This window comes from Methyloparacoccus murrellii, assembly GCF_054657115.1.
On record NZ_BAAHXD010000026.1, the window covers coordinates 20,133 to 46,209 of the forward strand.

At 67.2% G+C, this 26,077-nt stretch carries 29 protein-coding genes; 17 read left to right on the forward strand and 12 right to left on the reverse strand.

From position 1 onward, the window contains the following. Nucleotides 1–24: 24 nt before the first annotated feature. Nucleotides 25–183 carry a DUF1674 domain-containing protein gene (locus tag ACYQ1H_RS09035; RefSeq protein WP_460027716.1) on the reverse strand — a complete coding sequence of 53 codons (159 nt, stop codon included), beginning with the start codon at nucleotides 181–183 and terminating at the stop codon, nucleotides 25–27. A gap of 275 nt (nucleotides 184–458) precedes the next feature. Between ACYQ1H_RS09035 and ACYQ1H_RS09040 the strand changes: the two genes are divergently transcribed. Further along, nucleotides 459–1,115, forward strand: coding sequence for a TVP38/TMEM64 family protein (locus ACYQ1H_RS09040; RefSeq protein ID WP_460027717.1), 657 nt, complete (start codon nucleotides 459–461; stop codon nucleotides 1,113–1,115). Nucleotides 1,116–1,134: 19 nt separating this feature from the next. Here ACYQ1H_RS09040 and ACYQ1H_RS09045 read toward each other — a convergent pair whose 3' ends face one another. Beyond that, nucleotides 1,135–1,716, reverse strand: coding sequence for a hypothetical protein (locus ACYQ1H_RS09045; protein WP_460027718.1), 582 nt, complete (start codon nucleotides 1,714–1,716; stop codon nucleotides 1,135–1,137). 296 nt (nucleotides 1,717–2,012) lie between these two features. Between ACYQ1H_RS09045 and ACYQ1H_RS09050 the strand changes: the two genes are divergently transcribed. Further along, the gene (locus tag ACYQ1H_RS09050) at nucleotides 2,013–3,104 is read left to right on the forward strand and encodes a lytic transglycosylase domain-containing protein (protein WP_460027719.1); all 1,092 of its coding nucleotides are present in this window, start codon (nucleotides 2,013–2,015) and stop codon (nucleotides 3,102–3,104) included. 66 nt (nucleotides 3,105–3,170) lie between these two features. After that, on the forward strand, nucleotides 3,171–3,872 hold the full coding sequence (locus tag ACYQ1H_RS09055) for a S1 family peptidase (protein WP_460027720.1): 702 nt from the start codon (nucleotides 3,171–3,173) through the stop codon (nucleotides 3,870–3,872). A 96-nt stretch (nucleotides 3,873–3,968) separates the two neighbouring features. Here ACYQ1H_RS09055 and ACYQ1H_RS09060 read toward each other — a convergent pair whose 3' ends face one another. Further along, complete coding sequence (locus tag ACYQ1H_RS09060) at nucleotides 3,969–4,463, reverse strand: DUF1269 domain-containing protein (RefSeq protein WP_460027721.1); 495 nt, start codon at nucleotides 4,461–4,463, stop codon at nucleotides 3,969–3,971. Between the two features lie 289 nt (nucleotides 4,464–4,752). On the opposite strand from ACYQ1H_RS09060, the gene ACYQ1H_RS09065 reads away from it, so the two are divergent. Beyond that, on the forward strand, nucleotides 4,753–5,310 hold the full coding sequence (locus ACYQ1H_RS09065; protein WP_460027722.1) for a hypothetical protein: 558 nt from the start codon (nucleotides 4,753–4,755) through the stop codon (nucleotides 5,308–5,310). A gap of 195 nt (nucleotides 5,311–5,505) precedes the next feature. Beyond that, nucleotides 5,506–5,829, forward strand: a complete 324-nt coding sequence (locus ACYQ1H_RS09070; protein WP_460027723.1) for a hypothetical protein — start codon at nucleotides 5,506–5,508, stop codon at nucleotides 5,827–5,829. 18 nt (nucleotides 5,830–5,847) lie between these two features. On the opposite strand, the gene ACYQ1H_RS09075 is transcribed toward ACYQ1H_RS09070, so the two are convergent. From ACYQ1H_RS09075 to ACYQ1H_RS09085, 3 genes are read right to left on the reverse strand one after another with little or no spacing between them, the layout of a single operon-like run. After that, nucleotides 5,848–6,576 carry a polysaccharide biosynthesis/export family protein gene (locus ACYQ1H_RS09075; RefSeq protein WP_460027724.1) on the reverse strand — a complete coding sequence of 243 codons (729 nt, stop codon included), beginning with the start codon at nucleotides 6,574–6,576 and terminating at the stop codon, nucleotides 5,848–5,850. Between the two features lie 14 nt (nucleotides 6,577–6,590). After that, on the reverse strand, nucleotides 6,591–7,352 hold the full coding sequence (locus ACYQ1H_RS09080) for a hypothetical protein (RefSeq protein ID WP_460027725.1): 762 nt from the start codon (nucleotides 7,350–7,352) through the stop codon (nucleotides 6,591–6,593). Then, nucleotides 7,353–8,030 carry a P-loop NTPase family protein gene (locus tag ACYQ1H_RS09085; RefSeq protein ID WP_460027726.1) on the reverse strand — a complete coding sequence of 226 codons (678 nt, stop codon included), beginning with the start codon at nucleotides 8,028–8,030 and terminating at the stop codon, nucleotides 7,353–7,355. It abuts the gene before it with no gap. A gap of 402 nt (nucleotides 8,031–8,432) precedes the next feature. Here ACYQ1H_RS09085 and ACYQ1H_RS09090 point away from each other — a divergent pair, with 402 nt between their 5' ends. Further along, entirely contained in the window at nucleotides 8,433–9,683 is a 1,251-nt protein-coding gene (locus ACYQ1H_RS09090) for a glycoside hydrolase family 57 (RefSeq protein ID WP_460027727.1), read from the forward strand. Here ACYQ1H_RS09090 and ACYQ1H_RS09095 read toward each other — a convergent pair. Next, nucleotides 9,669–10,037: a VOC family protein gene (locus ACYQ1H_RS09095; protein WP_460027728.1), complete on the reverse strand. Its 369-nt coding sequence runs from the start codon at nucleotides 10,035–10,037 to the stop codon at nucleotides 9,669–9,671. The genes ACYQ1H_RS09090 and ACYQ1H_RS09095 overlap by 15 nt on opposite strands. After that, nucleotides 10,034–11,104, reverse strand: a complete 1,071-nt coding sequence (locus ACYQ1H_RS09100; RefSeq protein ID WP_460027729.1) for a PspC domain-containing protein — start codon at nucleotides 11,102–11,104, stop codon at nucleotides 10,034–10,036. The genes ACYQ1H_RS09095 and ACYQ1H_RS09100 overlap by 4 nt, the downstream gene beginning before the upstream one ends. A gap of 119 nt (nucleotides 11,105–11,223) precedes the next feature. Between ACYQ1H_RS09100 and ACYQ1H_RS09105 the strand changes: the two genes are divergently transcribed. Further along, entirely contained in the window at nucleotides 11,224–12,039 is an 816-nt protein-coding gene (locus ACYQ1H_RS09105) for a ferritin-like domain-containing protein (RefSeq protein ID WP_460027730.1), read from the forward strand. Nucleotides 12,040–12,060: 21 nt separating this feature from the next. Here the strand turns inward: ACYQ1H_RS09105 and ACYQ1H_RS09110 are convergent, their stop codons facing one another. From ACYQ1H_RS09110 to ACYQ1H_RS09125, 4 genes are read right to left on the reverse strand one after another with little or no spacing between them, the layout of a single operon-like run. Further along, on the reverse strand, nucleotides 12,061–12,792 hold the full coding sequence (locus tag ACYQ1H_RS09110; protein WP_460027731.1) for a UDP-2,3-diacylglucosamine diphosphatase: 732 nt from the start codon (nucleotides 12,790–12,792) through the stop codon (nucleotides 12,061–12,063). A 28-nt stretch (nucleotides 12,793–12,820) separates the two neighbouring features. Next, nucleotides 12,821–13,435, reverse strand: coding sequence for a peptidylprolyl isomerase (locus ACYQ1H_RS09115; RefSeq protein ID WP_460027732.1), 615 nt, complete (start codon nucleotides 13,433–13,435; stop codon nucleotides 12,821–12,823). Between the two features lie 34 nt (nucleotides 13,436–13,469). Beyond that, nucleotides 13,470–15,059: a SulP family inorganic anion transporter gene (locus ACYQ1H_RS09120; protein WP_460027733.1), complete on the reverse strand. Its 1,590-nt coding sequence runs from the start codon at nucleotides 15,057–15,059 to the stop codon at nucleotides 13,470–13,472. Between the two features lie 30 nt (nucleotides 15,060–15,089). Next, a complete protein-coding gene (locus ACYQ1H_RS09125) occupies nucleotides 15,090–15,491 on the reverse strand; it encodes an RT0821/Lpp0805 family surface protein (RefSeq protein ID WP_460027734.1) in 402 nt (133 codons plus the stop codon). Nucleotides 15,492–15,719: 228 nt separating this feature from the next. Here ACYQ1H_RS09125 and ACYQ1H_RS09130 point away from each other — a divergent pair, with 228 nt between their 5' ends. The 10 genes from ACYQ1H_RS09130 (at nucleotide 15,720) to ACYQ1H_RS09175 (ending at nucleotide 26,014) form a co-directional block, all read left to right on the forward strand. Beyond that, nucleotides 15,720–17,423, forward strand: coding sequence for an ABC transporter ATP-binding protein/permease (locus tag ACYQ1H_RS09130; protein ID WP_460027735.1), 1,704 nt, complete (start codon nucleotides 15,720–15,722; stop codon nucleotides 17,421–17,423). Nucleotides 17,424–17,521: 98 nt separating this feature from the next. Then, nucleotides 17,522–18,925 carry a glutamate--tRNA ligase gene (gene gltX / locus ACYQ1H_RS09135; protein ID WP_460027736.1) on the forward strand — a complete coding sequence of 468 codons (1,404 nt, stop codon included), beginning with the start codon at nucleotides 17,522–17,524 and terminating at the stop codon, nucleotides 18,923–18,925. Continuing rightward, a complete protein-coding gene (gene cysS / locus ACYQ1H_RS09140; protein WP_460027737.1) occupies nucleotides 18,925–20,331 on the forward strand; it encodes a cysteine--tRNA ligase in 1,407 nt (468 codons plus the stop codon). The genes gltX and cysS overlap by 1 nt, the downstream gene beginning before the upstream one ends. A gap of 75 nt (nucleotides 20,332–20,406) precedes the next feature. Beyond that, nucleotides 20,407–20,679, forward strand: coding sequence for a hypothetical protein (locus tag ACYQ1H_RS09145; protein WP_460027738.1), 273 nt, complete (start codon nucleotides 20,407–20,409; stop codon nucleotides 20,677–20,679). Between the two features lie 68 nt (nucleotides 20,680–20,747). Continuing rightward, nucleotides 20,748–21,836 carry an iron-sulfur cluster carrier protein ApbC gene (apbC, locus tag ACYQ1H_RS09150; protein ID WP_460027739.1) on the forward strand — a complete coding sequence of 363 codons (1,089 nt, stop codon included), beginning with the start codon at nucleotides 20,748–20,750 and terminating at the stop codon, nucleotides 21,834–21,836. Next, entirely contained in the window at nucleotides 21,836–22,402 is a 567-nt protein-coding gene (gene dcd, locus ACYQ1H_RS09155; RefSeq protein ID WP_460027740.1) for a dCTP deaminase, read from the forward strand. Before apbC ends, dcd begins: the two co-directional genes overlap by 1 nt. 65 nt (nucleotides 22,403–22,467) lie before the next feature. Further along, nucleotides 22,468–23,748: a glutamate-1-semialdehyde 2,1-aminomutase gene (gene hemL, locus ACYQ1H_RS09160; RefSeq protein ID WP_460027741.1), complete on the forward strand. Its 1,281-nt coding sequence runs from the start codon at nucleotides 22,468–22,470 to the stop codon at nucleotides 23,746–23,748. A gap of 213 nt (nucleotides 23,749–23,961) precedes the next feature. Next, nucleotides 23,962–24,906, forward strand: coding sequence for a glycosyltransferase family 2 protein (locus ACYQ1H_RS09165; RefSeq protein ID WP_460027742.1), 945 nt, complete (start codon nucleotides 23,962–23,964; stop codon nucleotides 24,904–24,906). 10 nt (nucleotides 24,907–24,916) lie between these two features. Next, nucleotides 24,917–25,630, forward strand: coding sequence for a class I SAM-dependent methyltransferase (locus ACYQ1H_RS09170; RefSeq protein WP_460027743.1), 714 nt, complete (start codon nucleotides 24,917–24,919; stop codon nucleotides 25,628–25,630). Nucleotides 25,631–25,687: 57 nt separating this feature from the next. Continuing rightward, nucleotides 25,688–26,014, forward strand: coding sequence for a GtrA family protein (locus tag ACYQ1H_RS09175; protein WP_460027744.1), 327 nt, complete (start codon nucleotides 25,688–25,690; stop codon nucleotides 26,012–26,014). The last annotated feature ends 63 nt before the right edge of the window (nucleotides 26,015–26,077 follow it).

Consider the following 26,077-nt stretch of genomic DNA (forward strand, 5'->3'; position numbering starts at 1 on the left):
GTGTCCTGGGATGCTCGGGCCGGTTCAGAAATCGATGCAGCGGCCGGCCTTTTCCCAGTCGCCGTAGCGGGTGGGATCCGGCGCGGGCGGAACCGCCGGGGAGGTTGGGGCGGTTCCGGGTGTCGGGGATGCGGCCTCGGGGGCGTGGTCGTCGGGAATCTTGCGCGGGTCCATCGTGACCATCGTCGTCTCTATGCTTTGCGACTTTATACCGTGACGGTTCACCCTTCACAACCAATCCGGGCCGGGCCGGATCCCGGGGGGCGTCTCGCACGGGCCCGTAAGGGCAGCTTGCCGGGCGTTTCGGCCGGGCGCGGCAGAGCGGGGAAACAGTCTGTCCCCGGGTGGGGACAGAGGATTTCCAGGGACCCCAGGCCGGCGATCTGCTACGCTTCGCGCGTGCATCTGTCACGCCCCGTCCTGTCCCGCCATCGCTTCATTGCCCAATCGCCGCCTTCATGAAGAAAAGCCTGCCCTGGTTGACTGCCGTCCTGCTGTTGGCCAGCCCGCTGGTGCTGACCCTGCCCTGGCAGGAATGGCTACAGGCCGGCATCGGCCTGAGAGCCACGATGCGGGCTTTCGGTTCCTGGTCGGCCCCGCTGTTCGTGCTGGCGACGGCGCTGGCGACGGCGCTGGGCCTGCCACGGCTGGTGTTCTGCGTCATGGGCGGCTGGCTGTTCGGCTTCGCGTGGGGCTTTGCCTGGAGCCAGCTCGGCAGCCTGCTGGGCGCCTATGGGCTGTTCGTGCTGGCGCGGCACACCCGTCCCGAGACCCTGCTGGTCAAATACCCGCGGCTCCGCGCGCTGAGCGCTCCGGTCGGCCGCGGCTGGTTTTCCGTGCTGGTGGTGCGCCAGTTGCCGCTGGCGGGGCTGTACAACGACATTCTCCTGGCCTGGAGCCCGGTCAGCCATCGTGATTTCTGGATCGGCAGCTTCATTGGCTTCCTGCCGCTGGGCATCACCGCCAGCCTGATGGGCGCCGGCGCCATCCAGGCGGATCTGGCCGTGGTCGGCCGTTACCTGGCCATGGGCGCCCTGCTGTTCGTCACGTTCTCGCTGGCCCTCAAGTGGCTCGTGCAGCGGCGGGTCACGGCATCGCCCACCGAGTGGGTCTGATCCGCTTCCCGGCGCGCCCTCAGTCCGGACACTGTCTGAGCAGCCGGTAGAAGCCGTCCCGGACCTTGGGGCTCAGCGGCACGATGTAGAGCTGCGGGCCGATCTTCAGGGTGAACTGCTCGGTCGCCGTTGACGCCCGGACCAGGGTGTTCTTGAAACCGGGCAAGCCCTCGATGTCGATGGCGTAATGCTCGTCCTCCGTGCCGGTGCTGCTGGCGATGCGGGATGCCGTGAGGCTCTCTTCCCCTGCGGCGGTGGCGAAATGGACGCTATCGCTGGCGAGCAGCTCCTCGAGGAGGCGCCCGCGCGCCCGGCGGTCGAAGGGGCCGATGCTGATGCCGCGCACGGCCGCGGCGCAGACCAGGCTGAGGCTGGGCATCTGCTGGTAGCAGAGCAGCGGACATTTCATGTGCTGCGGGGTCAGGCAGGGATAACAGGCGCTACCGGGCGGGCCGAAGTCGAGCGCGCGGTAGAACTCGACCCGGTCCACCCGCTCGATGACATGGTCCAGCACCAGGGGTGGCGGCGGCTCCGGCGGCAGGCTCTCGTCCGGTTCCTCGGCCCGCAGGGGCGTTCCCGCGAGCAGCAACAGCAGTGCCATCAGCCAGCCGGCGCCGCATCGCGAACGGATTCGGCCGCGTCCCGGTGGTCGTGCGGCAGGGGGGAGAGGGCGGGTCATCATGGCGGCTGGCGATGCGGTGCGACAACGCCGCATCATACCGCAGGGGGATCGGCCCGGGCCGGACGCCTGGCGGCAGGCCGCCATGGCCCGCGACCCTCCGCGCCAGGCGGTCGGCGCCCGCTGGAGGAGGCCTTCCCGGTCGCGGGCCGCCCCGGCAAACCTGCCAGGGCCGCTTTGCTACCATGCCGGCTTTTGCGGGATTTTGGGTCAGGCGGGTGAAACGATCGTTTCGGGCAAGACGGCCAGGGGAGCGTCAGCCGGGCAAGCCGCTGCCGGCCAGACCGCGCCCGCAGCGCACGACCTGGGCGCCCCCGCCGGTCAGGCCGGCCGCGCGGGCGCCGGTCTGGCAGAGCGGCCTGCGCCTGTTCCTGGAAGGCCTGCTGCTGGCGTTCACGGGGCTGATCGCCACGATGGCCGTCATGGGCCGGGCGGCAGGCTGGTTTGGCGGTACCGGCCTGACCGACAGCCTGTTGCCCTTTACCGGCACGGTGCTGCTGCTGGCCATCGCCGGCTCGCTGTTCCTCTGGGCCTGGTCGCGGCTCCGATCCCGCTGGCTGCGGGCGGGCCCCTGGCGGCCCGCCTTCGCCGCGCTGCTGGTGGCCCTGGGCGGCGTCCTGTTCGCCTGGCGAGCGGATTTCCAGGCCGACCTGCGCAGCCTGCGCACCCTGGTCGGCGGGGTCGAGCAGGCCGGCCGCGCGGCCGTCGCCCATCAGGTCTATGCCGCCTACCGCCGGGCCAATCTCGCCGCCATGCAGACCATCCTGCGGCGGACGCCCCCCTACGGGCAGCCCATGCGCGAAGCGGCGCGGCGCAACCGTATCGATGTCGGCGTGCTGGTCGGCATCGGCGTGGCCGAATCATCCTTCGTGCCGCGCGACAGTCGCGACGGCGGCCGCGGCCTGTTCCAGATCACCGCACCGCCGCAGGCGGCGGCGGCGCGGGTTCGCCGTCTGCTCGGCGTCGACACGCTGGATTACCGCAATCCGCGGCAGAACGCCTGGCTGGCGGCCGCCACCTTGCGACATTACCTGGACGAGATGCGCGGCGACCTGTTTCTGGCGCTGCTGGCCTACAACATCGGCCCGCGCAATGGCGGCCTGCTGTCGATCATGCGCCAGTACGGCGCCCGCGATTTCTTCACCATACAGCCCTACCTGCAGCACCTGCCGCGCGATTATCCGATCCGCGTGCTGACGGCGGCGCTGGCCTACCGCCTGTGGGATCGCCTGGGCGCCTTGCCGCGCTACGAGGACGGCGACAATGCCCGCGTGATCCAGTCGCTGGGCATCCCCGGGCTGGAAGACTGAGGCCGGAACTCGCCCGGGGATGGCCTTCTCCAAGTCCGGGTCCTGGGGCATGCGAGGGAAATCACCATGAAACAACTGGCCCGCTGGGGGATGGCCGGCGGACTCTATCTGGCGCTGGCGGCGCCGGCCGTGGCCGGGTTCGACGCTGCCGTGTCCCGCACGGTGGTGCAGATACGCGGCATGGACGCGGCCGGCAAGCTGTATTTCGGCTCCGGCGTCATCGTCGGCCCGGACACGGTGGCGACCAACTGTCATGTGGTACGGACCGGCGGCCGCATCGGCGTGTTCCGCGGGGCGGAAAGCTATCCGGTCCGGGCCGAGCGGGTGGATGTGAGCCGCGATCTCTGCCTGCTGCAAGCGCCGGGGCTGGCCCCGCCATCGGCGAAACCGGCGCCGCTGGCCGCGCTCAAGGCCGGCCAGCCCCTGTCCTTCTACGGTTTTCCACGGGCCCTCGGGCTGTCCTACTCGGAAGGCCGGCTCAAGCGGCTGCATCCCTTCGGCGGCAGCCGTGTCATCGAGACGACCGCCTTCTTCACCCTCGGTGGCAGCGGCGGCGGCCTGTTCGATGCCCGCGGCCGGCTGGCGGGACTCGCGACCTTCCTGGCGCCGGGGCATGGCGGTGCGTATTTCGCCATCCCGGCGGACTGGATCAGGGCGCTGACCTCGCGCCCCTGGTCGGCGGTGGCGCCGTTGCCGGGACGCTCGTTCTGGGAGGAAACGTCGCACGGGCCGGCCTTTCTGCAGCGACCGGGCGCGCCGGGTCGCTGACGGCCGGATGCCGGATCGGGACGCAGGGTCTGTCGCGCCGGGCCGACGCATGCCGGGGGATGCTCAGCCCCCCGGCCGGCAGCGGAGGAGGTGGTGTCAGGCGGATTTCGCGGCGTCCAGCGCGGCTTGCAGCTTGGCCTCATCCTCGTGCGAGAGCGAGGTCTGGATGATGCGGCCACCGGCACCCCGGAGTTCCTCCAGCACCTTGTCCGGCGTCGCCTTGCGCACCAGCACGAACAGCGCCGAGGTGCCGGGCTGGAAGCTCTGGGCCAGATCCTTCATGAACGTGTCGTTGATGCCGACATCCGACAGCGCCCCGGAGATTGCCCCGGCGCCGGCGCCAACGGCGGCACCCAGCAGGGGATTGAGGAACAGCATGCCGATCAGCGCGCCCCAGAAGCCGCCGCCGACGGCGCCCATCTGGGTCAGCGGGTAGGCCTGGTTGAGCCGGATCTTGCCGTCCCGGTCCTTGACCGCCACCACGGCATCTTCCAGGTCGATCAGATAGCCCTTCTGCATCTTCGCCAGCTTCAGCCGGGTTTCCTCGGCCTTGAACGGGTCATCGTAGCCGATCACGATCAAGTCGCTCATCTCGCAGCTCCTGTGCTTTGGGTTTGGGAAAAGGAAGCGCAGATTACAGGAGAAGCCGGCCAGCCGCCCGCAAAAACCCGCCAGGCGCCACCCGGCCGGGCGACCGGCGAGATCCGTAGCGACCGCGGGGGCGCCTGTTGCCCTGGGCGGCGCCACCGGGGCCGGTGTCGGCGAGACGACACGGCCGCCATCGGAGCTTGCTACACTGCGCGGGCTTAATCATCGGTTCCGGGCGGGTCCCGGAAGCTGTTCAACGGGACCGGACGCGGTCCGCGCCATTAGGGACGACATGAAGACACTGACACGCACTGCGCTGCTGGCCTTGACGCTGGGACTGAACACCGCCGGGCCCGCCGCCGCCGATCCGCCGACCTCCGCCAGCACCTATGACGACAGCGGCAACTACGGCAATGCCTATGGCTATGGCCGTGGCCGTAACCTCGGCGCGCCCGGCGTGGTGGCCGACCTCCTGCTGCTGCGCCCGTTCGGCCTGGCCATGACCATCGGCGGGGTAGGGCTGCTGGTGGCGACCTCGCCCTTCACCGCCATTGCCTCTGCCGCGCCGCCGCATGACGCCTTCCTGCGCGTCGGCAACGCGCTGGTGGTGGGACCGGCGGGCTTTACCTTCAACCGCCCGCTCGGCGAGTTCAGCTATCAGCGCAGCGGTGTCTATCCCGTGCTGACCAAGCCGGAGGATCGCCCGGTGCGGACCCAGGCGCCGGTCCCGGTCGCCCCGCGGCCGGTCACCACGACTACCCGCGCCCCGAGCCAGCCGCTCTATCGGTATGCGCCGGATCGCCTGGAATATCCTGCTGACGCCAGGGAAGAAGCCGAAAAGAGGCAGTAGGGGCGCGGGAGCCTGGTGCTTTCCGGGCTGGCCCGGTGGCTTCCGGCTTACCGCTGCCGCGCAGCGGCAGGATCGATGAGCCGGGACAGCCGCGCTGCGCTACTTCCGGGCGATGACGCGAGGAGCATTACCGGGATGTCGTATCGGTCCTCTGTGGAAATAAGGCGGTATGCAGGCAAATGGCGGGCTCGGCTGTTGGCTGCCTCGTGGCTGCTGTTGGCGAAGATCGCCTGGGCCACCGGGTGCCGTTCGGACCTGGACTGCCCCAACCGCCATTGCCTGTATCTGCCGGGCGCCTATGCCCAGGGGCAATGCGCCGATTGGGTGCCGTCGACGGATTTCAGGGTATCGAAACCGGAGGCGCGTCCGCGGCCTCTGGCAACGCGCAAGCCGGGGGACAGCTGCGAGTTGGGGGTGGACTGCCTGCCCGGCTATCGCTGCTATTTCAAGACGGCGTTCACGCCACCGGGGATCTGCCTGCCCGCCGCCCCCGCCACCGAGGAGACGGGCAAGCGCTAGGCGCGCCGGGAACGCGCCTCAGTTGACCAGGCCGGGGTAGTAGCCGATGAACAGCTGCCTCTGCATGGGGATGAGCTTGTCGACATACTGGGACACCCGGACATCGGCCTCGGCGATGTCGGACCGCGGTACGAAGACCACGTCGAAACGGTGCAGGGGGATGTCGGCCGCGGGCGTCTTGCCTTCTAGGATGTCCTTGAGGTTGAGGGTTTTCAGCATCGACGTGTTCCGGGGCGTGCGACGCAAGAGGATGATTTGCTCCAGGTTGGCGGTTTCCAGCAGGCCGCCGGCCTCCATGACGCCCTGCAGCACCGACATGCCATGGGCCAGCTTGAGCATGCCGGGCTTGTTGACTTCGCCGGCGACGAAGATCGCCTGCGAGCCGAAGATGCGCGGCGTCACGTTGACATCGGGGTGCCTCAGCTCCCGGGCATAACGCTGCCGCACGTCCTCCGCGATCTGTCCCGGCGTCTTGTCAAGCACGTTGACCGCGCCGATCAGGTCCAGGTGCACCAGCCCATCGGGCGCCACGATCACGCGGTCGCTGAATTCCGGGTTGTACAGGAGCTTGATGTCCAGTTCGTCGCCGGGCAGCAGGGTGTATTCGGCCTCTCGCTGGTTCCAGGCCTCGGGTTTTTCCGGCGGTCGTTCCACGGGCTCCAGGTGGGCGCACCCGCCAACCTCTAGCAGCAGGGCGAGCGCCGGCAGCCAGTGGATACGGCGGAGGTGGGCAATGAGCGAAGGCATGGGTCGGTCCCTGTTCAATCGGCGCGGTTATCGTGGAGGCTTCGTCGCTGGACCGCGAATCGGAGGGTGCCGTCGAGGGTGACGATCTCCAGCTCCAGGGGAATGTGACGGCTGGCGATGCTGCCGTCATCGCCGATGAAGAGGTCGACGACGCTGGCTCCCACGGGGCGAAAGTCGGCGATGGAGCCATCCGCGCGGTTGACGACACGGCCCTCCGAGACCACCTGCAGCACGGGGTGCTGGCTGCCGGGCAGGGTGTCCCATTGCTTGTAGGGTAAGCCACCCCGGGTATACAGACGCATGGACTGGATGGCCGGCCAGCGCGGTGTTCCCGAGCCCTGCTTGAGGGCGAACTTCAGGTTGCGCGGGTAGAACCGCAGCCAGGTATCGAGGATCTGGTCTTCCTGCTGGAATCTGTGCACGCCGGCCAGATCGCGCCGCTTGCGTCCGACCAGGTAGACGAAGGGCGGCGGTGGATCCTGGATGTTATCCGTGGCCGTGTAGGAGTGCGACGGTGGCGACGGCGCGTCGGCGTCCGGTTCCAGCCAGCCGCCGTGCGCCTCTTCCGGTCGCGCATGGCCATAGGATGGCGGGGTGATGAAATAGCCGCCGGGATGGTCGTCGCCGGGTCCGCCCCAGGCCAGCGGGGATAGCGCGCCGAGCGTCAGGATCAGGGGGCAGCGGATCGGCGCGAACGGCTTGCCGCCAGGTCCGCTCAGGCGCGTCCGGCCAGGTTCGCCATGCCCTGGCGAAGGGTGGGCGGGCCGCAGCGCCATCTACAGCCTCTCCAGCCACTGATAGACGCGCTGCGGGATGTAGAACCGCCGCTTGTTCAGTACCGTGCCGATCAGGGGGGCATCCTGGGCCCGCAGGCGCTCGCTGAGCGAGGCCACCACGGGCGCGCGGGTGGCTTCGGCGGCAACGACGATGACCACCGCATCCATGCTGCCGCTGACGCTGATGCCATCGAAGGACGCGGAGGCCGGCGGCGAATCGACGATGGTCAGCACGAACCGTTCGCGCGCGGCCGACCAGAAGTCCGGCGAGTTGGCCAGGTAGAGGGCATCGGGCTTGTACCCCCGCAGGCGGCTGTAGTACAGGGCGCTGTTGCCGGTGGCGATGAAGTCGAGGCGGTAATCGCGGTCATGGCCGCCGGCCTGGTACAGCAGCCCGGCATCGATCGCCGCCGGCCTGGCCAGTGGGTCAACGGTATCGGCTGGCTGACGCACCAGGTCGCCGAAAGATTGCTCGTGCGCGCTGTCGTTCAGGTCCAGGTTGAGCAGCAGCACCGGGTAGCGGGTATGCTGGCTGGCGACCAGGGCGAAGTCGCGGGACAGGGTCGAGGTACCCTCGCCCGGCGTGGCCGCGATGAACTGGATGACCAGGCCGGCGCCGGGAACGAGGCGGGGATTCAGCAGGGCAAAGAGATTTTTCGCCTCAGTTTCCAGCAGCATGCGGGTATCGCGGCAAGGTGCGTCTCGATGGCGTGAGGCCCATGGGGTGGGGTATGCGGGCCGGCCGGTGGCCGGGTCGATCCAGGCTCGGGCAGACAAGCTCATACGTTACGTGACCGGCCGCCACCGCGCAAGGCGTGGGCTTTCCGCCGCGGCAAGGCCCGGGTTTCGCGTCCGGCCGGCCAAGCTCCGCGGCAAACCCCGCTGTAACAGCGGTGCCGGTGGGTGTAAAAAGTCTGTTACCGGCTGATATGCCCAAAATTGGGGGGTTTGAGGTCCCCTTTCCGGGGCATCGCCTTCATAATTGGGGTTTTTTGCACACCCGTCTCCCTACCCTGGGGCGGGCTGTCACGTTTCCATGACATTCATGGCCTTGCCCGGCTCAAAATTACGGTAATACGCATGCCTGTCGTCCATCACGCGCTTGTCCTCAACCTGCACCAGCCACACGGCAATCTCGAACAGCTCCTGGCCAGCAAGCCCTGGGAGGCTCGCGAGATTCTCTACGCCTACGACCGCATCGCCCGCTTTCTCTGGGCTTACGAAGACACGGCCCGCGTTCACCTGTCGCCGTCCGGCAGCCTGCTGGAAACCCTGTCCTGTTCCGCCTTCCAGCAGAATGTCTACGGTATCGTCGATTGCGGGGCGCTGCTCTGGCATCTGCAAAACCGGAGCATTATCGACATTCTCGGTACCGCTTATTACCACCCGATCCTGCCGCTGATTCCCGAGGCCGATCGCGAGGAGCACCTGCGTCGCTGGCAGGGAATTGCCCAGCATTTGTTCTGGCGGGAGGCGTTCCCGGGTTTCTGGCCACCCGAAATGGGATTCTCGATGACCCTGATTCCGCTGCTGAAGCGCCTCGGCTATCGCTATGTGCTGGTCGACTGCGAGCATGTCCGCGCGCTGACGCCGATGACCGAGGCGGAACGGCTGTACCGCCCGCATATTGCCCGCCTGGGCAGCGATGAGATCATCGTCGTCGTCCGCGATCGCCAGCTCTCGGGCGCCATGGCCGACGGGCTGGACTACCCGGCCTTCCAGCAGCTGGTGGCCGAGCGCACCGGCCACTGCGATTTCGAGCCGCTGGTCACGACCGCCTGCGATGGCGAGAACGGCGCCTGGTTCCGCAATACCGACGACGAGGCCAATTTCTGGGGCGGGTTCTACCGTCACCTGCTCGACGATGCGCGTGACGGCGGCGACATTCGGCCGGTCTTCCTGTCGGATTACCTGGATCGCTTCGGCACCCTGGGCGAGGTCACCGTCACCACCGGCGCCTGGAACACCGAATGGCACGACGGGCGGGAGTTTGCCCAGTGGACCGGCTCGGAAGCCCAGCAGCACACGCTGGACCGCTTGGCCGTGGTCAGCGCCGAGGTGCACGATGCCATGCAGGCCGCCGGCCAGCGCGAGCTGGGCGGGCAGGAGCAATCCGTCCTGGAGGAGGCCCACTGGCGCCTGCTGCGCGCCGAGACCTCCTGCAACTTCTACTGGGACGAGGACTGGGTGGCCCGGGCCAATCGCGATCTCGACGATGCCGAGGCGACCCTGCGCCGTTTCCGTGCCAAGAAATACCTCATCGACGCCGATCCCGGCTGGCACGATGCCGGGGAGCCCTCCTGCGGCGTGGCGGGCTCAATCGCCGATTAGCTCGAAGCTGTTGCCGTCCGGGTCCTTGCAGAAGACGACCGGGCGGCCCGAACGGCTGGCCTCGAAGGCGATGCCGGCCGCCGCCAGCTTCTGCCGCAACCCGTCGAGATCGCGCACCCGCAGGCCCACATGCCGCTGCATGCCGGGGTAGACGTCGCGGATTTCCGCTTGCAGCGCCTCGGGGCAGATCAGCAGGTGGATCTGCTGCTCGCCGACCTGGTACCAGGCGCCCGGGAACGGCTTGTCCGGCCGCATCGGCGAGATGGCCAGGCCGAGGATGTCCTCATAGAAGGGTCTGGCAACGGCAAGGTCGCGGACGACCAGGGAGGCATGGTGGATCGCGTAGGCACTCATGGGCTAGGTTCCGACGTGGGGGAATCAGTCAGCCGAAACGGCTGGGCGGCGAATTTTTCCCGCAGGAAGCGTCCGTGGACGAGCAGGCCCGTCGCGTCCCTTTCGAACAGGCTTTTTGCGAGGTCGTGCAGGGTGCTGTCGAGCAGGCGCAGCTGATCGCCCAGGGCCTCCTCGGCGGTCTTGCCGCCCCGGAGCCTGGCGGTGCGGGCCAGGTCGGCGGGCAGCCGCAGATACTCGTTCAGCGCGTCGGGGAGATATTCGAAGGCGATCTTGCGTATCTCGTGCGGGCGCAGGTCGAGGACGTCCCGGTCCTCCGGGCGCTGCTCCAGCCGCTGCAGCAGGAAGCCGAGCTTGTCCGCGATGCCCTCCAGCACGGCCACGGTGTCGGTGCCGCTGCGCGCCCGCAATTGTGCCTCCAGGGGCGCCAGCGTCTGGCGCCAGGCCGCGAGTTCCGGCGTGTCCGGCCGTCGCTGGCCGAGGTTGGCGAGGAAATCCCGTTCCACGACCGCGCGGGCCGCCGCCTCGAAGCTCTGTCCCAGCGCGGCCAGCTGTTCGAGCACGGCCTCGGCGGCGGCGGACGGCGGCTCGCGGAACGGCTGCGCTGGCATCGCCAGGATCCTGTCTAGCAGCCAGGGGAATTGCCGCAGGGCGAGCTGCCGCAGCCGGTCGTCCGCGGGGTGCGGGCTGTCGGCCTCGAAGTCGGCGGCGATCAGCTTCACCGATTCGAAGCAGGCCAGGACCGGGTCGGCGACCAGGGCGTCGTGCTTGCGACTGATGCGCCTCACCTGCTTCCGCAGGCGCCCGAGTTGGCGCCGCAGCGACCAGGACACCCGCGGCAGCGGTAGTTCCTCGGTGTTGGGCAAGGCCAGCCAGAGCGCCAGGTAGATGCCCATGCCCAGGCCGCCGAAGAACATCGACAGCAGGAACAGGAAGCGGATCAGGTTGACGTCCCAGCCCGTATAATCGGCGAGGCCCGCGCAGACGCCCCCCAATCGCCGGCGGTGGGTGTTGCGCTGGAGTCGGCGGGGCCGGTCGGGGGGACGGGGGCGGTAGGTGTCGGGCGTCATCGCTGCGCTGTTGCCGGATTCGGTCAGCGAATTGTATACCGCCGACAGGCTATCCCGGCCCGGACCAGGGGCTGGCCCTGGCTCGCACAGTGCCGGCATCCGCATTCACCCGATTCACGATGACCCACATGCATTTTCACCGGCTGGCGAGCGACTGCCTGCTGCAACCCGAGATCGAGGCCAAGCTGGCGGCGACCCATGTGGCGGAAGGCTGGCTGGCGGGTGGCGAGCTCCGTTTCGATGTCCCCGAACCACCGGTTCCGGCGGATGCCGTGCGTTTTCCGCCGCGCCCGCTGCTGGTCGAGCCGCGTGAACTGCCGCGCCGGTCGCTGCATACCCCGGAGGGACGCATCGCCTTCCTGCATGCCGTGGCCCATATCGAATTCACCGCCATCCTGCTGGCCTGGGACATCGCCTACCGTTTCCGCGGACTGCCGGACGCTTTCTACCGCGACTGGCTGGGCGTGGCGATCGAGGAGGCCCGCCATTTCAAGGCTGTGCGCGCGCGCCTGCGATCGCTGGGCGCCGATTATGGCGACCTGCCCGCGCATCGCGGGCTGTGGGAACTGGCCGGGCAGACCGCCGGCGATGTCCTGCACCGGCTGGCGCTGGTGCCGCGCTTCATGGAGGCGCGCGGCCTGGATGTCACACCGGCCATGATCGACAAGCTGCGGGCGGCGGGCGATGCGGATAGCGTGGCGGTGCTCGAACTCATCCTGCGCGAGGAGATCGGCCACGTGGCATTGGGCAGCCGCTGGTTCCGGCATGTCGCCGGCGCGCGCGGGCTGGATGCCGAGCACACCTATTTCGCACTCATCCAGCGTTATATCCATGGCGGGGTGCGGGGTCCCTTCAACCGGGCGGCCCGGCGCCAGGCCGGTTTCAGCGAGACCGAGCTGGCGCGGCTGGACGGGCTGGGCGCTGCCGCGCCCTAGACGGTTCTGGACGCTTGCCGGTCAGGCCAGGGGCTCTTCCCGCAGGCCGCGGCGATCGGCCACCAGCAGCCATTCCCGCCCATTCCACTCCGGCAGCACCCACCGTTCCGCCGCCATGCCGTCGATGGTGATGACCTGGCGGCCGGGCCGGTGGGTATGGCCGTGGATCAGACGGCGTACCCCGTGCCGGCGAAAGGCCTCGGCCACGGCGTCGCCATTGACGTCCATGATTTCCCGCGTCTTGCCGCCCTTGTCCAGGCCGCTCTTGAAACGGTACCAGCGGGCGTAGAGCTGGCGCAGCCACAGCGGCTTGCCCAGCGCCTGGGCCTGCCAGGCCGGCGAGCGGACCCGTCGCCGGGCCGCCTGGTACTGGAGGTCGTCGGTGCAGAGGAGGTCGCCATGCTGGAGCAGGGCGGGAGTGCCGTAGAGGTCGACCACCGCCGCCTCCGGCAGCAGGGTCGTGCCGGTTGCGCGGCAGAAGCGCTCGCCGAGCAGGAAGTCGCGGTTGCCATGCTGGAAGAAGACCGCCGTGCCGGCGTCGCTCAGGCGCCGCAGGGCCATGCGGATGGCGTCGTGGGGCCAGGCCTCGTTGTCGTCGCCGAGGTAGGCGTCGAACAGGTCGCCGAGAATGTAGAGCCGCTCCGCGCCCGCCGCCCGGCCGTGGCAGAAGCGCAGGAAGCGCTCCACCACGGCCGGGCGGTCGGCCGTCAGATGCAGGTCGGAGATGAACAGCGCTTCCGGCCGCAGGGCCATACGGTCGCCGTACCGATCCCGCGGCGCGCTAGTGGGCCGCGACGACGCTGGCCTTCCTGATCACGATGGCGGTCTGCGGAACGTCGCTGGGCATGGGGCCGCCGCGGCCGGTCGGCACGCTGGCCATCTTGTCGACCACGTCCATGCCCTGGACGACCTCGCCGAACACGGCGTAGCCCCAGCCCTGCGGCGTCGGGCTCTTGTAGTCGAGGAAGGCGTTGTCCGCGTAGTTGATGAAGAACTGCGCGGTGGCCGATTGCGGGTCGGAGGTGCGCGCCATGGCGATGGTGCCGCGCTTGTTGTGCAGGCCGTTGTCGGCCTCGTTCCGGATCGGCGCCCGGGTCGGTTTCTGCGCCCATTGCTCGGTGAAGCCACCACCCTGGGCCATGAAACCGGCGATCACACGATGAAAGATGGTGCCGTCGTAGTGGCCGTCCTTGACGTAGCCGAGGAAGTTCTCGACCGTCACCGGGGCCTTGCCCGCCTCCAGCTGAATGACGATGTCGCCGAGGCTGGTTTCGAGTTTGACTTGGGGAGCGGGGGTGGTCACAGCTTGTTTCTCCGGTTTCTTGGGTGTGGCCAGGACGGGCCCGGCGAGTGAAAGGCTCAGGATACAGGACAGGGGCAAAAGCAGGGATCGCATGGTTTCCTCGATGGCTGGGAAGCGGATGGCCGGGTCAGGGCCCGCTGGCCGGTGTGCCGGCAGGGGGCAGCGGCATGGGCAGGTAGCTGATGCCGTTGACGTTTTTCAGCTCGACCCGGATGTTGTTGTCGACCGCGTTGACGATGAAATCCTCCAGCGTTTCCAGGATGTCGTGGTCGATGAACTGGGCGCGTGTCCCGTCGATGATGACGTAGCTGTTTCCGTCGACGCGGTCGAGCGCCTGCCGCAGCGGCGCCTTGTTCAGGAAGGAGACATCCTTTTGCAGCCGCAGCAGATAGTGACGGCCGTTCTGGGTCAGGACGATGGCGGAATGGAAATTGCTGCGGATCACGTAATAGACGCCGAACACCATGCCGATGGTCATGCCCTTGAGCAGGTCCGTCAGCAGGATCGCGACGACCGTGACCAGGAAGGGCACCAGCTGGCTGGCGCCCTTGGCGTGCATCTCACGCAGCAGGGCCGGCTTGCACAGCTTGTAGCCGGTCAGGAGCAGGATGGCGGCCAGGCTGGCCAGGGGAATCTGGTTCAGGTAGCGGCCAAGGAACAGCACGCTCAACAGCAGCAGCGAGCCGTGAACGAAGCAGGCGATCCGGGTCTTGCCGCCCGCCTGGATGTTGGCCGAGCTGCGGATGATCACGGCCGTCATGGGCAAGCCACCGAGCAGGCCGCTGACCAGGTTGCCGATACCCTGCGCCTTGAGCTCGCGATCGGTCGGCGCTACCCGTTTCAGGGGGTCCAGCTTGTCCACGGCCTCCAGGCTGAGCAGGGTTTCCAGGCTGGCGACGATGGCGAGGGTCAGGGCCAGCTGGTAGACGCGTGGATTGCGCCACTGGCTGAAGTCCGGCCCCGGCAACTGGCTGGCGACGTCGCGCAGTCCGCCGACGCTGGGCAGGTTCACCAGATGGGTTTCGGCGATGGCCCATGCCGGCGCGTGGATGCAGCTGAAAGCCTGCCAGCAGACGCCCCAGACGACGGCGACCAGTGGCCCCGGCACCAGGGCCAGCCAGCGCTGGCCACGAATACCCCGGGTTTCCCACAGCAGCAGGATGGCCAGGGCAACACCGCTCACCAGCATGGCGCCCGGTGAAAGGGCCTGGGCCGAATACAGCAGTTCGGTCAGCGTGGTGTGGTCGTCGCTTTGCAGGAAGGTCTCGTCGCCCTCGAAGTCGGCGTCGTAGCCGAGCGCGTGGGGGATCTGCTTGAGGATGAGGATCAGGCCGATCGCGGCCAGCATGCCTTTGATGACCGCCGAGGGAAAATAGGCCCCGATCACGCCGGCCCGCAGGAAGCCCAGCAGCCATTGGATCATGCCGGCCAGCACCACCACGGACAGGAACACCGGGTAGCTGCCCAGCGCGTCGATGGCTTGCGACACGATCATGGTCAGGCCGGCGGCGGGGCCGCTGACGCTGAGCTGCGAACCGCTGAGCCAGGCGACCAGCACGCCACCGACCACGCCGGTGACGATGCCCGCCATCAGCGGCGCGCCCGAGGCCAGGGCGATGCCCAGGCACAGCGGCAGCGCCACCAGGAACACGACGATGCCGGCCGGTATGTCGTCGGCCAGGTGTCGCAGGTAATGGACGGGCTGCCGGTGGACCATGCCGCCAGTCGGGGAGAGGCGCCGTCCGGCCTATTGCCGGCCCTTGCCGGAGACCGCCTTCCAGCTGCCGTCGTCCTCGTGGCAGAAGGCGATGCCGGTGACCCGCCGGAGTCCGCGGGCCATGCCGATGACCTTGACTTGCCGGCAGTCGCGATCGCCACGCTTGACGGTCTTCAGTACGGTGAATTCGCCGGACGCCTTAGTCGCCGGGTTGGACCAGGCGATCGGCTGGCCGTCCGGCGCGGTGTCCAGGGTTTTCTGCAGCGCGCTTTCGAACAGCTGCCAGTCCTCATTGGTGAAGTTGCCGGACGGCGTGTTCCAGAGCGTCGCGCCATAGGTGCCCCAATAGGCGATGGCATGCGCCGGGTGGGGCAGGACAGGGCTGGTCAGCAGCAGGCAGAGGGCGAGTTTCCGGGCCAGTTTGGCGTGCATGGGCATAGCTCCAGAGTCGGGTGCGGCAGTTCGCGGTCTTGGGGTTCGGGTTGGGGGTAGGGTGCGCGCCAGGCGGCCCGCGCTGCCGGCTCGGGCCCGATCCCGGGGGGACGCCGAGGCAACGCTGTCGCTGGCAAGGCGGGGCGCAAGATTCGCTCCCCGCCCAGCGTCACTGTTAATATCCTACCAGCTAACCATCGGGCTGAACGCAAACCGGGCTGAATCCGCATGTTCCGACTTCCCATCAATGAACAGGGCTGGGGACTGTTCCATCGGCTGATCGCCAATTTCCGGCGCTCCGAGTACGGCAACACGGCCCTGACGCTGTTCATTGCCCTGATCGCGCTGCTGGTGGGCGTGAACGTGCTCAACATCCTCAACAGCTATGTCGGCCGCGATTTCATGACCGCGCTGGCGGATCGCAACACCGACGTGTTCATGCGCGAGGCGGTCTACTACGTCCTGGTGTTTGCCGCCTCCACGGTAGTGGCCGTGGTGCTGCGCTATTGCGAGGAAAAGCTTGGCCTGGTCTGGCGCCAGTTCATGACCACCGAGTTCATCAAGCTGTATGTGACGCCTCCCACCTATTACCGGATGAACGATGACCTCATCCGCCAGAGCGGCGTCGAGCATCCGGACCAGCGCATCGCCGACGATGTGAAGGCCTTCACCACCGTGACCCTGTCGTTCATCCTCATGGTGTTGAACGGCGTCTTCACGGTCGTGGCGTTCTCGGGCGTGCTGTGGATGATCAACCCATGGCTGTTCGGCGCGGCCCTGTCCTATGCCTTCGTCGGTTCCTACGTCACCGTCCGGCTGGGCAGCCCGCTGGTCGATCTCAACTACAAGCAACTGGACAAGGAGGCCGCCTTCCGTTCCTGCCTGATCCACGTGCGGGAAAAGGCCGAATCCATCTCGCTGCTGCACCACGAGGCCGGCATCAGGCCGCGCCTGCTGCGGCAGTTCCAGGAACTGACGGACAATTTCCTGGCCATCATCGGCGTCAATCGCCGGCTCGGCTTTTTCACCACCGGCTACAACTGGCTGATCCAGATCATCCCGGTCCTGCTGGTGGCGCCGCTCTATATCCAGGGCCGGGTGGAGTTCGGCGTCGTCACCCAGTCGGCCATGGCCTTTGCGACGCTGGTCGGCGCCTTCTCGCTGATCGTCACCCAGTTCCAGTCGCTGTCCTCCTATGCCGCGGTGATCCAGCGGCTGATCAACCTCTGGTACGTGATCGAGCTGGCCCAGACGGAGACGGTGTCCGGCCTCGATGTCCGCGAGGAAGACGGCGAAATCGTCTACGAGAAGCTGACCCTGCTCTCGCCCAGCGACAAGCGCGTGCTGGTCAAGGACCTCAATGTCCGCATTCCCCATGGGACATGGGTCCTGGTGACCGGCGACGAGGTTGCCCGCGATGCGCTGTTCAAGGCGACGGCGGGCATCTACGATGCCGGCAAGGGCCTGGTCCGGCGGCCGACGCTGGACGCCATCCTGTTCCTGCCCGAAAAGCCCTATCTGCCGCCCGGCACCCTGCGGCAGTCGCTGACGCCGGTACATGCGCAGGTGTCGCCCAGCGACGCGCAGATCCACGCCATGCTGGGATTGCTCAACGCCGCGGAAATCATCGGCCGCGCGGGCGGGCTGGATGTCGAGCACGACTGGGACACGTTGCTGTCCGCCCACGAGCAGCGCCTGGTGTCCTTCGCGCGCATCCTGCTGGCGAAACCGCGTTTCGCGGTGATGGCCAATCCCGGGCGCGATCTGGCGGTCGAGGTCCGCGACCTGATCTTCAAGCTGATGCAGGAGCACGACATCACCCTCATCACCATGGGCCATCTCGGCAAGCGCGACCGCGACGACCACGCCAAGCAGTACGATGCCGTGCTGGAACTCGGCGAGGCCGGCCACTGGCGCTGGCGCAAGACCTGAACCGGCCGACCGCCGCAAGATTCACCCGAAACGGACCCGCCATTGCGCCGCCGCCGCGATCATTGCTAGATTCCGCCTCCCAGCCCGCACCAGCCACCATGACCGCCGCCAAGACCCGCTTCGCACCCAGCCCCACGGGCCTGATCCATATCGGCAATGCCCGCACCGCCCTGTTCAGCGCCCTCGCCGGCGAGTCCTTCCTGCTGCGCATCGAGGATACGGACGGGGAGCGCAGCCGCCACGAGTTCGTCGAGGAACTGCTGCAGGATCTGCGCTGGCTGGGCCTCCACTGGGACGAGGGGCCGGATAGCGCGGACCCCGACCCGCAGTGGTTCCAGTCGCAGCGGGGCGCCCTCTATGCCGGGTATTACGCGGCTCTGGCCGAGCAGGGGCGGGCCTACCCCTGCTATTGCTCGGCCACCGAGCTGGAGGTGTCGCGCAAGGTGCAGCTGGCGTCCGGCAAGCCGCCGCGCTACAGCGGCAAGTGCGCCCAGCTGTCGGCCGGGGAGGGGGCACGACTGGCCGCCGAAGGTCGCCAGCCGACTCTGCGCTTCCGGGTGCCCCGGGGCGAGACGGTGCGTTTCGAAGACGGCGTGCGCGGCACCCAGACTTTCCGGAGCGACGATATCGGCGATTTCATCGTCCGCCGCGCGGACGGCAGCGCCGCCTTCTTCTTCTGCAACGCCATCGACGATGCCCTCATGGGCGTGACCCAGGTGGTGCGCGGGGAGGACCATCTGGCCAACACGCCGCGCCAGATCCTGGTTCTGGAAGCCCTGGGGCTGCCCGTGCCGGCCTATGCCCATACCGCCCTGATCCTGGGCGACGACGGGACGCCGCTGTCGAAGCGCAATGGCAGCCGCAGCCTCGGTCAGCTGCGCGGCGAAGGCTACTTGCCCATCGCCCTGCTCAACATGATGGCGCGCCTCGGGCATCATTACGAAAGCGAGGTGCTGCTGGATTTCGCCGGCCTGAAGGCCGGTTTCGCCATCGCCCACCTGGGCAAGTCGCCCGCCCGCTTCGATCCCGCGCATCTCCTGCACTGGCAGTCGCTGGCCATCCGCGCGGCCGGCGACCGCACGCTGACGGACTGGCTGCGCACCGAGACCCGGGTGCTGGTGCCGGCCGCGCGGATGGCTGATTTCCTCGACCTGGTGCGCAGCAACTGCCTGTTCCCCGGGGAGGCGGATGCCTGGGCGCGCATCCTCTTCACCGACGAGCCGCTGGCGCTGGAGCCGGCCGCGGCCGATGCCGCCCGGCAGGCCGGCGAGGGCTTTTTCCTCGCCGCCATCGATGCCGCCGAGCAGGCCGGCGCCGATGGCGACCGGTTTCTCGCCGTGCTCAGGCAGGCCACCGGAGCCAAGGGCAAGGCCCTGTTCATGCCGCTGCGGGCCGCGCTCACCGGGCGCCACGATGGACCCGAACTGGGCTTTCTCTACCGCACGCTGGACGCGCAACGCTTGCACCGGCGGCTGGCCGAATTCACCTACCCCTCCCGATAATGCTGCACATCTACAACACGCTGACCCGCCAGAAGGAAGCCTTCACCCCCATCGTCCCCGGCCAGGCCCGCATGTATGTGTGCGGGATGACGGTCTACGACTACTGCCATCTGGGGCATGCGCGGGTGATGGTGGCCTTCGACGTGGTGGCGCGCTATCTGCGCCATCTCGGCTACCGGCTGACCTATGTCCGCAACATCACCGACATCGACGACAAGATCATCCAGCGGGCCCGCGAGAACGGCGAGGACATCGGTGACCTGACCGCGCGCTTCATCGACGCCATGCATGCCGACGAGCGTGCCCTGGGTGTCCTGCCACCCGATCTGGAGCCGCGTGCCACCCAGTCCATCGACGACATCCTGGCCATGATCCAGACCCTGATCGGCAAGGGGCTGGCCTATGTCGGCCGTAACGGTGACGTGTTCTATGCCGTGGCCGGCTTCAAGCCCTATGGCCGGCTGTCGGGCAAGCAACTGGACGATCTGCGCGCCGGCGAGCGGGTGGATGTCGACACCGCCAAGCGCGATCCCCTGGATTTCGTGCTGTGGAAGATGGCCAAGCCGGGCGAGCCCGCCTGGGATTCGCCGTGGGGCCCGGGACGGCCGGGCTGGCATATCGAGTGCTCGGCCATGTCCACCCGTTGCCTCGGCCACCACTTCGACATCCACGGCGGCGGCATGGATCTCCAGTTTCCGCATCACGAGAACGAGATCGCCCAGTCCGAGGGCGCCACCGGCGAGCCCTTCGTCAATGTCTGGATGCACAACGGCTTCGTGCGGGTCAACGAGGAGAAGATGTCCAAATCCCTGGGCAATTTCTTCACCGTCCGCGACATTCTCGCCCGCTACCGGCCCGAGGTTGTGCGCTTCTTCATCCTCAGCGCGCACTATCGCAGCCCGCTGAATTATTGCGACGAGCATCTGGAGGAGGCGCAGACCGCCCTGACCCGTCTCTACACCGCCCTGCGCGGGCTCGACCTCGCAGGCGTCGACCCCGGCCTGGCGGGCCGCGAGGGCGACCGCCAGGCCGAGCGCTTCCAGGCCGCGATGGACGACGATTTCAACACCGCCGAGGCGATCGCGGTGCTGTTCGAGATGGCCCGCGAGCTGAACCGGCTGAAGGCCGACGATACCGAAGCCGCCCGGCGGCTGGCGGCGCGCCTGAAGGCATTGGCCGCCGTGCTGGGGCTGTTGCAGTCCGATCCCGAGGCCTTCCTCAAGGGTGCCGGGGCGGCCGCCGGGGACGGGCTTGGCGATGCCGAGATCGAGGACCTGATCCAGCGGCGGTTGGATGCCCGCCAGCAGCGCGACTGGGCCGAGGCCGACCGGATCCGCGATCTGCTCAAGGCCGGTGGCGTGGTGCTGGAGGATGGCCCCGGCGGCACCACCTGGCGTCGTGCCTGAAGTCCGCTCCGCGGCCGGAACCCCTTTCCGTCGTCCGGTCTAACCGGCGTTTTTTCCATACTCCGAGAACCCACCATGCTTCAGCTGTTACTCCTCCTCGTGGCCCTGTCTCCCGTTGTCTTTCTGGTCGGCCTGGTCAAGCCCAAATGGATCCTGTTCTGGATGAAGGAGCCGGATCGTCTCTGGGCCTCCTCGCTCGGCCTGGTGATGTTCATGGCGACCTTCACCGCCTATTCGGAGATGCGGGTCCGGCACAAGGCGGCGCTGGATGCCGCCATCAAGCAGCAACGGGAGCGCGGCTCGCCGGATCGCCAGAACGAGTTGCAGCTCGACCGGCTGCGCTACTGAACCCGACACCCTTTCGACCGCCGGCGCCCGCTCTCGCCAACCCGGCCCCTCACGACGACGGAGCACGCATGACCCTTCAGCAACAGGACGTGGAAAACAGCCTCAAGGGATGGATCGATCCCTATCTGGGCAAGGATCTGGTCAGCGCCAGGATGGTCAGGGCCATCCATGTCGACGGCGACCGGGTGCGGGTCGAGCTGGCCCTGGGATACCCCGCCCTGGGCTTTCATCCGGTGATCCGCGAGGCTCTGACCGAGCGCATCCGGACCGATACCGGCGTCGAGCGCGTGGACATCGGCTTCGCCCTGCATGTCGTTTCCCATGCGGTGCAGAAGAATCTCAAGCCCCTGCCGGGCGTGCGCAACATCGTCGCCATCGCCTCCGGCAAGGGCGGGGTGGGGAAGTCCACCACCGCCATCAACCTGGGCGCGGCGCTGGCGGCGGAAGGCGCGCGGGTCGGCGTGCTGGATGCCGACATCTACGGGCCCAGCCTGCCGCACATGCTGGGTCTTGCCGGGCGTCCGGAGGTGCGCGAGGGCAACCGCATCGTGCCATTGCAGGCCTTCGGTCTCCAGGCCATGTCGATCGGCTTCCTCATCGACGAGGACCAGCCGATGATCTGGCGCGGCCCGATGGTGACCGGCGCCCTGCAGCAGCTGCTGAACAATACCGCCTGGGACGATCTCGACTACCTGATCATCGACTTGCCCCCGGGAACCGGCGACATCCAGCTGACCCTGTCGCAGCAGATACCGGTTTCCGGGGCCGTCATCGTCACCACGCCGCAGGACATCGCCTTGCTGGACGCCCAGAAGGGGCTGCGGATGTTCCAGCAGGTCAGCGTGCCGGTGCTGGGGCTGGTGGAGAACATGAGCATCCACGTCTGTTCCCGCTGCGGTCATGCCGAACCGATCTTCGGCCAGGGCGGCGGCGAGAAGATGGCGCAGAAATACGGGACCGAGCTGCTGGGTTCGCTGCCGCTGGACATTCGCATCCGCGAGCGCGCCGACGCCGGTCATCCCATCGTGGTCGCCGAGCCGGACGGTCCGGCGGCAGTCGCCTACCGCGAGATCGCCCGCCGGCTGTCCGCCCGTCTGGCGCTCAAGGCCCGCGACTACAGCGCCCGCTTCCCGACCATTGCCGTGGTGAACGACTGATGGGCATCAAGTCCGATCGCTGGATACGCCGCATGGCTCAGGAGCACGGCATGATCGAGCCCTTCGAGCCCGGTCAGGTGCGCGAGGGGGCCGACGGACGCAGCATCTCCTACGGCACCTCCAGCTACGGCTACGACGTGCGCTGCTCGAACGAATTCAAGATCTTCACCAACATCAACTCGGCCATCGTCGATCCCAAGCAGTTCGACGCCAGCAGCTTCGTCGATGTGCAGCAGGATGTCTGCATCATTCCGCCCAACTCATTCGCCCTGGCGCGCACCGTGGAGTATTTCCGCATTCCCCGCGACGTGCTGGTCATCTGTCTCGGCAAGAGCACCTACGCCCGCTGCGGCATCATCGTCAACGTGACCCCCCTGGAGCCGGAATGGGAAGGGCACGTGACGCTGGAGTTCTCCAACACCACGCCCTTGCCGGCCAAGATCTACGCCAACGAGGGCGTCGCCCAGATGCTGTTCATCGGCGCCGACGACGTCTGCGAAACCTCCTACCGTGACCGTGGCGGCAAATACCAGGGCCAGACCGGCGTCACCTTGCCGAGGGCCTGAGCCACCGGCCTGCGGTGGCGGCATCACGGGACCACTCAAACCATCACTTGGCTGAACCTATGTCCATGACCGACGAACAACTCTTCCAGCAGGCTGCCGCCGTCATTCCCGGCGGTGTCAATTCGCCCGTGCGGGCCTTCAAGGGAGTCGGCGGTACGCCCGTTTTCGTCGAGCGGGCCGAGGGGCCTTATTTCTGGTCCGCCGAAGGCCGTCGCTATATCGACTATGTCGGCTCCTGGGGGCCGATGGTGCTGGGCCACGCGCATCCGGAGGTGCTCAAGGCGGTGCATGCCGCCGTCGACCGGGGCTTGAGCTATGGCGCGCCGACGGCCATCGAAACGGCCATGGCCGAGCGTATCTGCCAGCTGATGCCGGGCATCGAAAAGGTACGCATGGTGAGCTCGGGCACCGAGGCCACCATGAGCGCCATTCGCCTGGCGCGCGGCTTTACCGGCCGCGACACGCTGGTCAAGTTCGAGGGCTGCTATCACGGGCATTCCGATTCGCTGCTGGTCAAGGCCGGTTCCGGCGCACTGACCCTGGGCGTGCCCAGCTCGCCCGGCGTGCCGGCCAGCCTGGCCGGGCACACGCTGACGCTGCCCTACAACGACAGCGGCGCGGTGCGCGAGCTCTTCGCCCGTCGCGGCGGCGAGATCGCCTGCATCATCGTCGAACCGGTGGCCGGCAACATGAACTGTATCCCCCCGGTTCCCGGCTTCCTGGAGACCCTGCGCGAAGTCTGCGACGAGCACGGCAGCGTGCTGATCTTCGACGAGGTCATGACCGGTTTCCGGGTCGCGCTGGGAGGTGCCCAGGCCCTGCATGGCATCCGGCCCGATCTGACCACCCTGGGCAAGGTCATCGGCGGCGGCATGCCGGTCGGCGCCTTCGGCGGCCGCCGCGACATCATGGACTGGCTGGCGCCGCTTGGCCCCGTCTACCAGGCCGGTACCCTGTCCGGCAACCCGGTGGCGATGGCGGCGGGGCTCAGGACGCTGGAACTGATCGGTGTCCCCGGGTTCTTCGAGCGGCTGACCGACGTGACGCGCGATCTCGTCGAGCGGCTGCGGCAGCGTGCCTACGCCGCCGGCATCCCGCTGGCGGTCAACGCGGTCGGCGGCATGTTCGGCCTGTTCTTTACCGACCAACCCCACGTGACCGGCTTCGACGCCGTCATGGCCTGCGATGGCGAACGGTTCAGGCGCTTCTTCCACGGCATGCTGGAGGAGGGGGTTTATCTGGCGCCTTCCGCCTTCGAGGCCGGTTTCGTCTCGGCCAGTCATGGCGAGGACGTTATCGAGGCTACCCTGGAGGCGGCCGGCCGTGTGTTTGCCCGCCTGCCGTAACGCCTGTCCACGGCCAGACGGATCCGTCGATGCGGAGACAAATTGGCTGTTGCACCTGGCCGGGCGCAGCGGAGGCTCTGCCATGAGCTTCCGGCGTTTCGGGCGCCCTCCTGCCTGGGGCAACTGGCGAACGGGGTTCCCGGCCGCGCCTGATCGGCCTGGGCTTCGCGGAAGCCCGGTTGGGCGGTACCCTGGATGCAGCCGTCGGGGCTCATGAGGAACAGCGCCCGGACCAGGCTTTCCCTGGTGGTACCCGTCTACAACGAAGCGGAGTCCATCGCGCTGTTTCTGGATGCCATCCACCGGATATTCGCCTCGCAGACCGGACTGGATGTGGAACTGGTGTTCGTGAACGATGGCAGTCAGGACGATACGCTGGACAGGCTGCTCGAAAGCCAGGGCAAGGATGCCAGGATCAAGATCGTTGACCTGAGCCGGAATTTTGGCAAGGAAGCCGCCTTGAGCGCGGGTTTGCAGGTGGCGACGGGCGAAGTTGTCGTGCCCATCGATGTGGATCTGCAGGATCCCCCGGAACTGATTCCGGCCATGCTGGAAAAATGGCGGGAAGGCTATGAGGTGGTCCTGGGCAAACGTGTCAACCGCGATTCCGACAGCTGGTCGAAGCGGATCTCCGCGCGGTTTTTCTACCGTATCCACAACCTCATCGCGGAGCCTGGATTGCCGGAGAATGTCGGCGATTTCCGCCTCATGGACCGCAAGGTGGTGGAGGCCTTGAACCAGTTGCCGGAGTCCCGCCGCTTCATGAAGGGCCTGTTTGCCTGGGTCGGGTTCAGGACGGCGATGCTGGACTACGTCCGGCCAGGCCGTGCCGCCGGAGCGACCAAGTTCAATGGCTGGCGGCTGTGGAACTTTGCGCTGGAAGGCTTCACCAGCTTCAGCACCTCGCCCTTGCGGGTATGGACCTACATTGGCTGCCTGGTGGCCACGATGGCGCTGGGTTTTGCGGTTTTCATCGCGATCAGGGTGTTTGTGCAGGGGGTGGATGTACCCGGCTATGCCTCGCTGATGGTGGCGATTACCTTCCTGGGTGGTCTGCAACTCATCGGCATTGGCGTCATCGGGGAATATCTCGGCCGCACCTATATCGAGTCGAAGCACCGCCCTATCTATATCGTTCGACATATCTACGAACCCTAGCGAGGCTGCCTTGGATATCAAGGAATCCGATATTCTGGGCGATGCCATTGACCACCATTGGTATTATGCTTCCAAGGCGAAGGCCCTGACACGCCTGCTCCAGAATTCGCCTGTCGCTGTCGTCATGGATGTCGGGGCGGGTTCGGGTTTCTTCTCCAGATACCTGCTGGAGCATGCCGGGGCGGAGGAAGCCTATTGCATCGACCCCGCCTATCCGTCGGACAGCCACGCCAGCCTGCATGGCAAGACGATGCATTTCCTCAGACATCCTGCCGGTCAGCGGGCGGACCTGATCCTGATGATGGATGTCCTGGAGCACGTGGAGGACGACGGGGATTTTCTGAGGGCTTATGTTGCCAGGGCAGAGGCGGGTACCCGGTTTCTCATTACCGTGCCGGCTTTCCAGTTTCTCTGGAGTGGACACGATGTCTTTCTGGAACATCGGCGGCGGTACTCCCTGAGGCAACTCATTGCGCTCGTCGACAGTTCCGGCCTGCGGGTACGGAACAGCTGCTACTACTTCGGCCTGATCTTTCCCTTGGCCGCCATGTTGAGGTTGGGGCAGAGGCTGCTGGCACGCGGTCTCGTGCCGCGTTCACAGCTGACCCGGCACAGTGCCACCCTGAATGCCATCCTCGCCGGGCTCTGCGGCCTGGAACTGCGCTACATGCACCGCAACCGATGGGCTGGCCTCAGCATATTCTGTCTGGCTGAAAAATGTTGATGGACCGGCAGGGCCTGATTGGCAAGGTGTTGCGTTTTGCCATGGTTGGGGGGGCTGGTGACTGCGCTGCATTTTGCGATAGCCATCGGCATCGTCGAGAAGGTCGTGAACAATCCGCCGCTTGCCAACGGGATTGCCTATACCATCGCGACGGTTTTCAATTATCTCCTCAACGCCACCTGGACATTCACCTGTCCACTGCGGAAGACCAATCTGGTCCGCTTCCTGGCCGTATCGATCCTGGCTTTGGGCATGGCGGCAGGATTGTCCTGGATGGTGGACAGGGAAGGCTACCATTATTTTTGTGGTATCCTTGCGGTCGCTTTCGTGATACCGCCTGCAACATTCCTGCTTCATCATGCCTGGACGTTTGCGGTGAGATAGTTGCCTTGCAATAAGGTAGCGTGGCATTGCTTGATTCGATAGTCTCCAGAAAATTCTATGCCT